General features: G+C 37.1%; 6 protein-coding genes. 1 reads left to right on the top strand and 5 read right to left on the bottom strand.

Going from position 1 to position 13,624, the window contains the following annotated elements:
* The first annotated feature begins 262 nt into the window (after positions 1-262).
* On the top strand, positions 263-1,219 hold the full coding sequence (locus AC1MEO_RS02775; RefSeq protein WP_480334166.1) for an IS30 family transposase: 957 nt from the start codon (positions 263-265) through the stop codon (positions 1,217-1,219).
* Positions 1,220-1,249: 30 nt separating this feature from the next.
* Here AC1MEO_RS02775 and AC1MEO_RS02770 read toward each other — a convergent pair whose 3' ends face one another.
* From AC1MEO_RS02770 to AC1MEO_RS02750, 5 genes are all read right to left on the bottom strand, one after another.
* Positions 1,250-1,771, bottom strand: a complete 522-nt coding sequence (locus AC1MEO_RS02770) for a hypothetical protein (RefSeq protein WP_480334165.1) — start codon at positions 1,769-1,771, stop codon at positions 1,250-1,252.
* A 3-nt stretch (positions 1,772-1,774) separates the two neighbouring features.
* Positions 1,775-5,113, bottom strand: a complete 3,339-nt coding sequence (locus AC1MEO_RS02765; RefSeq protein ID WP_480334163.1) for a DUF1156 domain-containing protein — start codon at positions 5,111-5,113, stop codon at positions 1,775-1,777.
* A gap of 11 nt (positions 5,114-5,124) precedes the next feature.
* Positions 5,125-6,120: a PglZ domain-containing protein gene (locus AC1MEO_RS02760; protein WP_480334162.1), complete on the bottom strand. Its 996-nt coding sequence runs from the start codon at positions 6,118-6,120 to the stop codon at positions 5,125-5,127.
* A complete protein-coding gene (locus AC1MEO_RS02755) occupies positions 6,117-8,846 on the bottom strand; it encodes a DUF499 domain-containing protein (RefSeq protein WP_480334161.1) in 2,730 nt (909 codons plus the stop codon). Before AC1MEO_RS02755 ends, AC1MEO_RS02760 begins: the two co-directional genes overlap by 4 nt.
* Before the next feature lie 355 nt (positions 8,847-9,201).
* Complete coding sequence (locus tag AC1MEO_RS02750) at positions 9,202-13,548, bottom strand: AAA domain-containing protein (protein ID WP_480334159.1); 4,347 nt, start codon at positions 13,546-13,548, stop codon at positions 9,202-9,204.
* Positions 13,549-13,624: the final 76 nt, after the last annotated feature.

The following is a 13,624-nucleotide window of genomic DNA, read 5'->3' as shown; positions in this document are numbered from 1 at the left end:
TTAATCTATTTAGTATAATACAGACTCTTAGATGTTTAGAGCAGAGCTGTTAGCCACCTAAATTACTAGCAGTAAATAAATTAATTAAATCAATTCTTTAATAGTTTTTCCTTCTCCATCTAATATATCATCTTGGAGAGTTTTTATTTTTCATTTTTTATATTACGCAGATTGTAAAATTAAGCTAGACAACTGAAAAAGCCATCCGTGGTACACTCACAATGTATTTTCCGACCAAAGAAAAACATAGGAGTGACCACGAATGACCTACACCCATCTTACCACGGACGAACTGGTGATGATAGAAGCTTACTATCATCAACATATACCTGTAACGAGAATAGCTGAATACCTGAGCCGTTCCAGGCAGCCGATTTACAATGTCATCAACTTCCTGAAATCAGGTCACACAGCGCTCGATTTTTACACGCAGTACAAGAAAAACAAGAAGCGTTGCGGACGACAGACCATCGTCTTGCCGGAAAAACAACGGGCTTATATTCAAGGCAAGGTGGCGCAGGGCTGGACGCCGGATGTCATTGTCGGCCCAGAAACGGCCATCGATTTTTCTGCGCGCACGCTCTACCGCATGTTCAAAAATCAGGTCTTGGATGCCGCGACACTGCCGATGAAAGGGAAACGGAAACCCAATGGCCACCAGGAACGCCGCGGAAAGCAGGCGTTCAAACGGCATATTTCCGAACGGGAAGCCGATTACCCTTCTTTCCAAAAAGAGTTCGGGCACATCGAAGGCGACACCATTGTGGGCGCTCTCCACAAAAGTGCGGTGATTACGCTGGTCGAACGGCTGACGAAAGTCATCATCGCCTTGAAGCCTGCAGGACGCAAGGCATGCGATATTGAAACCACGTTGAATCAGTGGTTTCAAGGGATCCCCAGAAATCTGTTCAAATCCATCACGTTTGATTGCGGGAAGGAATTCTCCAATTGGAAGCCGTTATGCAACCGGCACGACGTCTCAATTTACTTTGCGGATCCCGGCACGCCTTCCCAGCGCGCGTTGAATGAAAACTCCAACGGGCTTCTTCGAAAAGACGGCTTGGCAAAGGACATGGATTTCAACCAGGTGGATCAACCGTTCATTTCCACGGTGGCAGACAAGCGGAATAACATCCCACGGAAGTCGCTGGATTACCGTACGCCCCTGGAGGCATTTTTGAGTCACCTGAATGGAATAGATCTGTCTAGCTTAAATTGACAAACGGAATTGTTTTATTCTTTAATATAATTAAGAGATTCTTGAATGATATATTCCTATACAATTCTCATGTTGTAATTCATGAATATTCATACTCTTTGAAATCATTTTGGCATCAATTGCAGCTCCATTCCATAAACATAGACTTAGAGGAATTTGCTTACCATGATAAACACCGCTACAGTTCCAATAGTATATTCCATCTGCTTTCTCTTCTAATCTTCTTTGAGCATCTGGCAACCAAAATACTAGCGATGCTTGTCCTTCATACATACTTTGAAAGGAAAGAAGCGTTTGATAAAATTCAAACTGGAGCCAATTTTCTAATTCAGTAGGTTCTGAAGTGTCTAAAATCATGTCCAAACCACTGACAACCATGGAATAACCATTAGCAGATGAAAGCTCTTCAGGCCATTCTGTTTTAGAAAAATTTAAGTATTGTCTAACACTGATTACACTTTTTATTTCTGTTATAGAAGCTAATGCTTCTGGATTCCATAATAGGGATATTCCTTTTCGAGACCAAGAATCTCCTGTTAATACTGAAACCATATCTTATTCCTCCTCATCCAATCCGAATAGAGCTAATTGTTCGTTCTCCTTATCTGGATTTTTTGCTTGCCAAGAACTACAAATTTGTTTAGCTCTCATTGCAGCCATTCTTGTTTCTAAATTTTCTGCATTTCGTGTAAACCAATCTAAAAGTGGAATTACAGCAGGATGTAATTTGAAATTTGGATTTGTTAACGTCTCATTTACATTGATGCCACTATTCTCAAAACATGCTCCAATAAAATAAAGCGTTTGATCTAAATCATGAGAAAGCCCTTTTCGTAACTTCCCTTTCCAATTTCTAGCAAACATTAATGGCGAAATCAAAATGAATACTTTATTTTTTTCAAAAACCCAATTCTTCTCTTCAAAGTCACCTGCAGAAAGACCCGTACCTCTTAAGAAATTTTGCATTTCATTACGAGGCATTGAAAATGTCTTATTAAAAATTCTTAAAACTTGTCTACTCATTACTTCTGCTTCAATTGGAGGTGACTCTACATCACTATCTTTTTCTTCATCTAATATCTGATTTATTCCCACCAACGCTTCTTTTACTGTAAATTCACGTCCCTCTTCAACATACACGCGACCGTAGTGCTTTGAAAAGTATTCTAATGCTTTTCCTCTTCTAATAACTTGTAAATCAGATTCTGTTAAACCTGAGGCTAAGTGATTAGCAAGTATATCTTCAAGCTGTCTTATGTCTTTTATCATTCTTTTTCGAAGTCTCGCCCAACTGATCTTTTCGGGTTCTTCAACTCTTTTTCTACATACATGAATAATATCGTATTCGATAGTTCTAGAGCCAAATTGCCCAGATTCACCTTTTGTCTCATCACTTCGAATTGGGTATGTTGCCTCTAGATAAAATTTTGCATCAAACAGGCTTTCCAAGACATCTATCCATGGTTCATCTTCACTGTGATGGAAAGTAAAAGCTAAAATACCACCAGGCTTTAATAACCTATTTCCTTCTTTCCAAGATTCTGTAAGTAATCTTCTATAGAATCCATTAGGATCTTCAGGTTGCCTTGCAGGATTTGCCACGGCTTCTAAAGACTTCAATACATATTCGGAAGTGAATTGTTCTTTATATTTTTCTTTTAAAAGTAACCTTAGCCAAACATAAAAAAAGTCTGATAACTCAGAGTAATGGAGAAGACCACCAAAAGGAGGATCAGTAATTACTAAATCAAAAGTTTCACTTTTAATATTAGATAAATCGGTAGAAGATTGATTTTTTAATTCTAAAGGTGGTAAAACTTTATCTTTAGTATTAACTTTAAAACTTTTACCGTTTACTTGATTTGCTAATTCTTTATCTTTTGTCATTAGGTGTTCTTTAGAAACTAATTCATAAGGATTTTGAGCCCAATTAAGCCCTTCAAGAGTGGCTTTAACACTTGAAAGCCAATTACCTCTACCATATTTCCCAAAGACATTATTTTCTATTACTGTTGATTTAGGATGAAAGTTATTATTACTGAACATAGGTTCTAATTTTTCTGCAGTTGAATTCCAAAAACAAAACATATTTTGATTCCTTAAGTATTGTTGCATGGCACCTAATGTAACGTCTTTTATTTCTTGGTTAACAGATACCTTATCTATTATTTTCAATATTTGAGAATGTATTAGTAGTTGCTTCGGATTAAACATAGTCCACCAATGAGTAAAACCATGATTAGGTATACCACCATTTAATTTATGTGTCATAAAACCATAAGGAAGCTCGCTTTTAGGCCAATATTTTAATAACTCTTCTTCTTTTCTCTCGTTCCATTCTTGGTTTGCTTTGTCAAATTGTTTCACAAATGGTTTTTTGTAAAATTTACCATTACTGATTTCGTTATTATTTTCGCACTCAGGACAATGGCATAATTGTGCATACATTGAAACCGGCCCGGTTTTACCACTATTTTTTATAGCCTTCAGAACATCTTGCTCTTTTCCGCAAGTATCTGATTGACAAGTAAACGTTGATCTTTTTGGGATAGTTCCTTTATTCGTAGAAATTAATGTTTCAGTTTCAGGACATATAACTTCTGTTGGTACCTGTCCTCTTATTTCAATAAATTTTAAAGTTTTTTCTCTTTCTTGATTCCAATTCAAAGTATTTTCTACAGAGTCGGTTACGCTCCCTCCATCGATGTGTAAATTTCCACTTAGCCAATCTGGATGCAAAATTAAGCTTAATAAGATTTTTTTGTTTTTTGGTTTAATATCATTAACTTCATTAATTTTTTTCTTGACAGCGCAAAAAGGACAGAGAAATTCTCCTTCTTTACTTAAAGAAACAAAATCTTTTTCACTTTCTGAAACAACAAATGGTTCTCCAAATGCTAATCTCGCTTCTTTTTGTTCGATATCAAATTGTTTACCACAAGAACAATTATATGAATCCCAAGTTTTAACACTAACTTCTTTAGAAGTTATTATAGGAGAAGAGATTAACGGAGTAATATGACCACATCCTGTTACAGTACAAGGGGCATGTTTTGCCCAAAAAGTATAAACTAATTCTGGTCCCCAATAACGATAATTCCCTCTATCTTTCAAAGGTATAGTAAATGGATCAAAATCATCTTCCATTATTATATATTTATATCCGCGTTCACTATACCATCGACTCCAACCTTCAAAGCTAGAGACACTTTTTTTAAATTTCTTTGCTTCCTTATCAGAATAAACAGCTGATATTAATATTTCGTCTTTCGATACAACTGGAATATTAGAATCTTCGAATTTCAACCATTTCCCTTTATGTCCTCGTGGACATGTAGTATAAAAGTAAGGCATTACTTCAGGTTTTAATTGCTGTTCAATCTCATCAAAAACACCTTTTATTTCTTCAATATTAACTTGTGAAAATTCATTCTTAACAACTAGCCATGCAACTGGGTTAATATCGTTTCCAACCATATTCATACCCAGTCTTGAACCTTCAATAAGGGTTGTCCCTCCACCCATAAATATATCTGCTACTTTTAAATTAGAGAATTTATTATTATCTTGATGATTAGCATAATAAGCTTCCCAAATTTCTTTTGCTGTATTAATTGGATCATCTGGAACTTTCATTGCGCTTGCTAAAAGCATGGTTCTAAACACACTCGAATTTCTTCGAGCCCACCATTTTGACATTTGGTAAATTGGTTTACCTGCATTTCCTTCTATAGCTGCCACTTGGTTTACTGGTAAAATAGGGAAATCAACTTCAATCGCTGTTTTAGGACGATTTGGATTTCCAAAGTCTACCGTTTCTATCTGCATTTTTTTCCCTGCATTAACATGATTTGAAATTTTTGTTTCTAATAATTGTATTTTAGTTTTCACCATATTATATCTCCTCATTCTAAGTGCTTTGATATTTCAATAAATGGTACCATTGTCTCCATAATCGATAGCCCACCGTGTGCTAAAGTTGGATAACCACCCGAATTTTTCCATTTCCTTCTTCCTAAAACGTACGAATGTAAACCACTATTGTTCTGAATTTGTATTTCGATAGGAGGAGTTGTTTTTGCTGATTTTTTCTCAGTATCTTTAACAAATCTTTGACTTTTATAATTTTTCTTTAAATATTCACCTTGTATACCGCTTATATTTCTAAAATCCCCTGTAGATGCATACCCATGATCACTAGTAATTACTAAACGTCTTCCTTTCGACATAATTTCAACCAACTCCCAAAACTCATTAGAAGTAAAGTATTCTGTGCTTTTTATACTTAATTCTCTTAGTCCTTTCCCTGGAACTTTATAAGTATGAATTAAATCATCGAATGAAGTATGCCAGAATATTATATTTTGGTTATTACTAATAAGAGGCATACAATCCTTCCATGGCAAATCGGACAATTCTGATATTGCTCCTTGTAAAAAATGTGCGGATCCAGCGCCATTATTTTCAAGAGATGATCTATTTGAGAAACCTAAACTTTTTGCAAAATGATTAGTATCGCTAGGAAGAGCAGAAGCAGTTATTTTTGATTGATGAATATTAAATCCTCGCTGATAACTTTGCTCCAGAAAAAATGGCATTTCTCTTAAAGAAAGTCCATCAATGATAAAAACAGCCTTTCCATTAATTGTGTTTTCCCAAAATTCAATTATATTCGATGATGTTTTAGTTACATTTTTTTCGAAACTTTCCCATAAGTCCCAACCAGCTCCCGCTATCAAAGCTTCTATATTACTGACTAAATTTTCTCTTCTAACAATCTCTTGTGTAGGAGAAGAACCAAAATTGGGAGTAAAGATTTTGTAGAGGTATTTTTCAATTTCTTTCCACGCTCTGTAATCACTTTGGAAAAGAATATTATTTAATAACTCTTTATCTATCATAAATTCTCCTCCTTCTCTAAATGCAATCCATAAGTCACTCCTTCTGGTAAGGAACGTAATAATTTTTGTAGCTGTGCTCCTGTAATTCCGTTAATATTTATCGAAATATTTTTAGTTTTTGTTCCTGCGTTAATACCCCAGCCTTCAACTTTTTCAATTAAATTAAGAGCAGAAGTAGGTTCTGTACTGTATTTTCCAATTTTTATTTCATTAGAAACTGAAGGATCAAATATGCTAATCCCCCTGGTCGTTTCACCAAAAATTGATGTCCCATTAACTGTATTAAAACCAGCATCTGTATTGACTTCAGATTCGTTTTTGTTAAATTCAGGAAGATTTTCAAGATTATTAATTGCACCTTCATTTGTAGTTTCCTTTTCTATTTCAATATATGAATTTATTGGAAATGCCTCCGGTAACATTAAATATGTTTGAAACAAGTGACTTCCAGTACCTAACTGTCCTTTCATTCTATTCCACGCTTCTTCTTCACTTTCTCCAGGAAAAAGAAAAAGCTGCTCCATTCCTCTAATATCAATTCCTATTTTACCTTTTGAACAAAACCTAATTACTTTTTCCTTAATTTCTAACTCACCAAGCCATGGAATACATTCTGCCCCTCCTGGTCTTGGTTCTTGTAAATCTGCCAATAATTTCCCTATAGATACTTTTTCTTCTGCCAATAATAAAAGAAATTCCTCAAAATCTTCTGGTTCAAATATTGATTGACGAATAAAAGAGTCTATTGTTTCTGGGATTTCTTTACCTTTAGAATGGTGTGATTCGATTTGGAATTCACATTTTTTAGAGTCACTAAAATTCCAGACACTTAATACGGCAAAACGATTATAGAGAGAATTTAACATGAGACGCAATTTATCCTGATATTGTTTATACAATCCTCTATATTCAGGTTCGTTACTTTTCCATTCACTTGCTTTAAGGATAGTTCGTGCATAAATAATTAATTCATCATCTCTATAAATATTTCCTTGGCCTTGTTGCGGGAGTAAAAATCTAACTATATTCCTCTTTTTTGCCACATGATCTTTTAACCATTTCCCTAATACTTCAGAAGGTTTTTCAATATCTTCTGGTATAACTATTAAAGGAATTCGATTATCCCATCTTAAGGGATGATCACTTTCATCCAGTTCCTCCCAAGGGGTTGAAAGCCAGTTACTTTTTAACACAATCACCTTATATTTAGGAGTTACATCTTCAGCTCCACCTATTACATATCTTACTTCTCTAGCTAATTGATCAATATCAGAGCCATCTGAAAACAACTTATTGTTTCTAGCAAATGCTAACAATTTTGCTTGGGGATTTTCTTCTTCTTTAAACAGCAGTTTATTACCTACTTCATGGATATTAAAACTGTTATGAATTATATTATCCATTTCAATTAAGAAGCTATTGTCATCTATTGGTTTGTCTTGTGTAATATCAATTTGCAATACATATCTTTCAGCACCCGCTAAATTATTTATCGCTAAGGAGCGAATCCATAAAGAACTTAGAATCGGGGCTACATGAGAAATTTGACTATTTGAGTTTACAGCTTCCCTAACAGCACTTAAATTCCTTTGTGCTTTTTCTCTTAAATTTCTATGAAATTCATTAGTAACAGAATCTAAGAATGCTGTAACTCCAGATGCATCTTCTTCAATAGTAAAACCTGCAGCTGTAATAACTCTAACTCCCTTAGTTGTTTGCTTAAATAAATTCGCAAGAATTTTAATTAGATCGCGAGTTTCTTGAGCATCTGTTGATATTAAAATTTGATCTTCCAGTAGTTGAATTAACTTTGGAGAAAAAGGCCAGGAATCTAGAAATTCCTGTTTAATACTTTCTCTTTCACTGTCAGGAGTGTTAGATAATCGAAAAAACTCACTTAAATGCACTTTAATAAAACTATATATCTGCTCATCAGAAATCTGTGATCGATTTTCGAACAATCTGTGTAATAATAATTTTTTTCTATCTCTTTTCACATAATGACCTTTAAAATCTACAATTACTGGGTTTCTTCTGTGGATTTGCTGGTATGCATCGGAGCTACCATTACGGACTGATACAACGAGAATCAACAAATGTGGATACTCTTCTGCAATTTCTGAAAGAGTTTGAATAAAACTAAAAGCCCAATTTTTCCACGGATATTGTTTAGTATTTGTTATAGCATCAAACCATGTTTGAAATTCATCCAAAATTATCGCTGTGGGGTTTTTTTGAAACATCTCAATTAATAAATCTCGCCCTAGTATATCAGTCTTTCTTTCACCTTGTCCTTCCCATTTACCTTTAATGTATGCTCCGTATGGATGTTTATCTAAAATTAGATCCCATAAAAATTTGTAATTTTGCCAATGTAAACTTTCAGCAACAACAAACATTTCCGAACGTAATTGTAAGCTTTTTAATCTTGGATTCCCTAATTTTTCTGACCAATTATTCAGCCAATTCATAGTAGCAATTGGATTGGAAAATGAATGAAAAAGAGCTGTAAGTAAATGAGATTTACCTAGCCCTCTCTCTCCCATCAAAACCACTGGTCGTGCTTCTTCAAGTGCAACAGACTCAATAGTTTGAATTAAGTCATTAGAAGGATATGTCATCTCAAAAAAATCTTTAGCATTTTTATTCACTTCTACATTAAAATCTATAGCTGTACCTTTTAATATTCGATTCTGAAATTCCGTTCTTAAAGTCAAATCTAGCATATTATTAACCTCCATTTTTTTAGCAATAATAATTTATTATTCTTCAATATAGTTTAACACCCCTCTACCTTTAAAAACGAATTTGATGAAATTCAGAATTTTTCGATTATAATTTTAAAAGCAATATAAATATCATTAATTCAAAAGAAATTTACTGAACCCTGTCATATTACAAGTATAAAAATGCGGGGCGTACTTAAAAAGTATTTCAGCTAACGAAACACATTTATACAGTAATGCATTTAATTAATTTAGGAGAATAACAATGTAACAATTCATTTTTAAGTTTATCATCTTATTTTATCAATTTAGATTAGTTGAAGGAGCTTTATATATTGCTGAAAGATTTCTTTATTTATAACTTCACCATCTGATGTTCCCTCACAGTCTCAATCCCCAGCCCGTCCAACAGCACCCAAAGACTCTCCAACGCTTTCGGCTTATCAAAGTAAAACTCTCTGCCACGCACTCTCCAGAATTTCCAGCCCGAACGTTCCAGGGATTCCTGGCGCTTCATGTCTTCTTCGAATTTTTCTGGACCGTGCCATTTTTCTCCGTCGCACTCGACGGCTAGGCGGTCACGGAGACCTTCAATGACCAGATCAATTCGGTATTGGCCGACTTTGACCTGTGGCGTCACTTTATAGCCTTTTGCCAAAATCATGCGAAGAACGTCGACTTCGAAAGGCGAATCGCATAATTCCTCCAGGTTTTGTACTTCCGTATTTACACGGGTTGGATTTTGGCAATAGCTTAATAGACTATAACGCAAATCCATGGAATTCAATTCTTCTAGATCCACTGAATGATACAACCTCATTTGGTTTTTCGCCCGGCTGGCGGCTACGTTGAACCGTTGCTTGTCCGAAGTTTTTGTCAAAGGCATAAATCTCCGGTTAGGGGCTGTGACCATCGACAGGAAGATGATGTCCCGCTCGTCGCCTTGCAGTGTATACGGATTGCCGCAGATAATTTTGCGTTCGACAAACTCACGATCGCCAATTTTCTGGCGTATCCGGGATTCCATCAGTTTGTGCTGGTCTTGTCCGAGCAGCGTGATAACACCGAATGATTGCCCTTTTAATTTGGGATCCATGACCATTTCCGCCATGTCAGCGACGATGGCATCGATTTCCCCTTCATTGACATCTTTCCGGTCTTCAATATAGCCATCTTTGACTTTGATAGCCAGTACCGGCGGATCGATTTTATCTTCGTCAAGCGGCAGGCGCAACGGAATCATTTCGCCGCCGTAGCTCATGTCATTGGAGAACTGGATGATTTCAGGCACACAGCGGAAATGTTCCCGCAGCATCAGTTTCCCTTCTTTCGGGAAAGTCTGTTCCGCGATTTCGTATAGGGACAAGTTGCCATCGAAGAGGTCGGCGTTCGGTATGCCTTTCAAATGGCGCCGCACCAACTCCAGTACGTCATCTTGTTTGGTGCCGATCGATTGCGGACTGATCTGTTCATCGTCACCGACCACTACAATCTTCTTGCCGCGCAACAGCACATTGATGGCAAACAAATCACATTGGCTGCTTTCATCAAAGATGATGACATCGAATTTCTCATTGGTGACTGGGAAGTTTTCCAGCACTTGGCTGATTGGCATGATCCAGACTGGAATGGCACTTTGTGCGGTCTTCATTTCTTGCCGGGCACCTTGCAGGTTACGCTGAGCTGATTTCCCGCTGCCTTTACCGAAGCGTTTAATATAGGTTTTCCAAGCGGATAAGGCTCTTTTTTCTTCATCAGTGATGCGGTTGACTTGGTTTTTCCAGGTAGAGGCACTGACAATCTCGCGAATCAAGCGTTTTTGTTCAGTATGCTCTTCCTCCAGCTGTTTTTTTAGCAAGGTTGTATTCGTATCTTTCGTTTCATCGAGCCAAGACTGTAATTTTTTCAGTTCAAATGCGGCTAGATGATTTTCAGGAAACTCGATTTCCGACCCGGCTGACATTTCCAGCAGCTTGCCTGTCAGAGGCAATGTTTGATTGAACCGTTCCAGCAGTTTGTAGAAATGATTTACTTTTTCTTTGTTTTGCATCAAATTTTCCAGCCTGCTTAATAACTCGACCCATTTTGAAAGATCTTTCTCCTGATAAGCTTGGACAAAATCCTGGCTTATCGGATGCATGGTTGCTTTGGCACTTAACTCCTTCAAGCCAGCTAGATCCTGTTTATATTGCGTTTCCCATTTCAAGTATTCTAACCGTTTGAGTACCGCTGCAAGGTCTTTGTTCAATTGCTGAATTTCTCCAATCGAGTAAAGATCAGCATCACCCATCCCAAAAGGAGTAATCTTCCCTTTTAGGGTTTGAGCTGTATCAGCTGCTTTTAACACCAATTGCAATTCTTTCAGGCGCTCTTCCAGCAGATGCGGAAAACGCTTTTCACTTTCATTGATCACGGTATGGCCGATGTCTTCCATATTGCCATTCAGCAAACGTGCCGCTTCTTTTTTCACCCACTCATACTCCATGTACATATCCAGAATTTCAATATCTTCCAGAGTCTTTATAGATTGTCCATTTAAAACGGGATCTTCAAATAAATATTTAGCTTGTTTTCCTTTTACCAAAAAGAACAGGAAGTTTGGTTTCTTGCCATTTTGAAGAGGCTCTTTTGCAATCGTTAAATCATTTATGATCGCCTCATTGCTCTTTTCAGGCAAATTGATTTTATGAGTAACCAAAATATGATGCGATGCAAATAAGCGGTCTACTGCTCCTGCCAGTTTTTCTGATAAGGTCCGCCACCGCTCTTCACGGAGCCCACCAGCCCGGCAATCTTCCATCATGGACTGGTAAACTTGGTTTTCCAACACGGATGACATGTTGAGGAGTTCATTCAAGTCTTTTTGCAGTTCTTTGATTTCCTTTTCATCCATTGGCAGCTGGTATTTTTGTAAGACGGCTTCGCCTTCTTTGTTGGATACGTTTAAGTTGTCTTTGATTTCCATGAAAGCTTCAAAAGAAAGAGCGTTCTTGAGATCGGTTTCTATTATAGGAAGGGATTGGTTGCGCAAATGAAGTTCATCTTTAGCTGTGTCGCATTTCAGCTGCCATAACTCTTTAAAATCTACGGATTTCAGTGGAAACTCTGCGTTGATTGAAACATTGTCCTGAATCCATCGATAACTAATATCCGATTGGGAAAGACGTTTGGCTACATCGTATTTAAACAGTTTTTCTCCTTTGTATTGGAGGACTGTCCCTTCTTTTTCAGCATATTCTTTAAGCAGGTTTTTCAAACGGGCTTCTTCCCGCTTGCTGCTGTTCAGTGCTTCTTTATCTCGTTCAATTTCTTTTTCCAGTCTTGGAACATCTAATTCACCAAGCTTTTCGCCGATCACTCGGATGGATTGTTCGATTTCCTGCAGGGATTCGCGTCCGCCGCCCAGAACCGGCACACACAAATCACGGATTTCTTTCGGGATTTTGTTTTTCAATACTTTTAACGGACTTTCTTTCTGGCTGGTGATCAGGATCTTTTTCCCTTCGGATAAAAAGTGGGAAACCAGGTTTGCAATGGTATGGGTTTTCCCAGTACCAGGCGGCCCCTGTACGGTTACTCCTTGATGCCGGGAAACTCTCTGAATGATGGCTTTTTGCTGTTCATTTGACTCAAGCGGAAAATAGAGGTTATTGTCTTCAAGCTTTCCATTGTCTGATGAAAGTTCAGGTCCATCCAGCAAATTGTGCTTGATTGGTTCTCCGATTATTGAAGCAACCGTATCGGACAATTCCAATTCACCCGTGGAAATGCCATCGATGATATGAGTCAAGTCATCGCGCAATACACGTGCATTTTTAATTCTTAGGGAAAGCATATGATGGTTGAAAATTACAGGATGCTCACCAGGAGCTTTCGAAGCTGAACCTGAGACAAACTTCCCGTTTGCATCGAAGGTTTGGATAAATTGTGTAAAGAAATCGGCGAAGTCTTCAGTAATGTCTCGTGTCTGCACTTCTTTCCATAATTGATTGATCGGATTGATGTTGGGGATCGAAATTCCAGAAAAAAGTTCCCGCTCGACCATTGTTTCCTGGTCAACAAGCTTTATGGAAATGACCCCTTTAATCGCATCCAAGTCCAACTCGACTTTGCTTGATAATAGAGGCGAACGGATAATCCCTATTTTTGGATCTGGATGATCCCATGTAAAAAGACCAGTGCCATAAACAAACTCGAGGTTTTCCCCTTCTTTTTCAAAACGCGAAATCAGCTCGAAAAACTCTTCATATTTCTCCAAGGTCCGTTTTTTGTTCTTCAGTTTAACGGCCCATTCTTTCCACACTGGCACCCATTGTTCAAAACTGCTTAAACGGGTAGCGTCATCGATGAAGAATTCTTTCTGTGTATCTCCATTTGCTGATTCTTTCATTTTCATCGTTTCATAGCTAGGAAAAGCCGTCTCTTTTTTCGGATCAAAATTAAGCCAATCCCTAAAAACTGGTTTTGGTGAAGGCGGTGTCAAATCTGCCTTTGTAATAAGGGGTCTATGAATTTCCACAAGGTTTTCACTGTTATGGCAATCTCCGAAAGTAAAACAGCCCTCCAACTTCTCCAATTCTTCAAGTTGCCAATTCTTCTCGAAATCCGCGTAATTACGGATCACTTTTCCTACCAGATTATTTAACGCCAGCATGTATTCAAAAAAGTTCTTGGCTTTTTCTGTAGCTGTAATTGGTTCCATTGAATACACCTCTCTTATCTATATTTGATCAAACGAATCACATATTCTTTCACTATCAATCTAATGATAATATTAG

This window comes from Planococcus sp. BI3 (assembly GCF_056680115.1).
This window is presented reverse-complemented; position numbering and strand designations above follow the sequence as displayed.

Excerpts from the sequence above, each read along its gene's own strand:
- AC1MEO_RS02765 (WP_480334163.1), bottom strand. The coding sequence starts at position 5,113 with ATGGTGAAAACTAAAATACAATTATTAGAAACAAAAATTTCAAATCAT.
- AC1MEO_RS02750 (WP_480334159.1), bottom strand. The coding sequence starts at position 13,548 with ATGGAACCAATTACAGCTACAGAAAAAGCCAAGAACTTTTTTGAATAC.
- AC1MEO_RS02775 (WP_480334166.1), top strand. The coding sequence starts at position 263 with ATGACCTACACCCATCTTACCACGGACGAACTGGTGATGATAGAAGCT.
- AC1MEO_RS02755 (WP_480334161.1), bottom strand. The coding sequence starts at position 8,846 with ATGCTAGATTTGACTTTAAGAACGGAATTTCAGAATCGAATATTAAAA.
- AC1MEO_RS02760 (WP_480334162.1), bottom strand. The coding sequence starts at position 6,120 with ATGATAGATAAAGAGTTATTAAATAATATTCTTTTCCAAAGTGATTAC.
- AC1MEO_RS02770 (WP_480334165.1), bottom strand. The coding sequence starts at position 1,771 with ATGGTTTCAGTATTAACAGGAGATTCTTGGTCTCGAAAAGGAATATCC.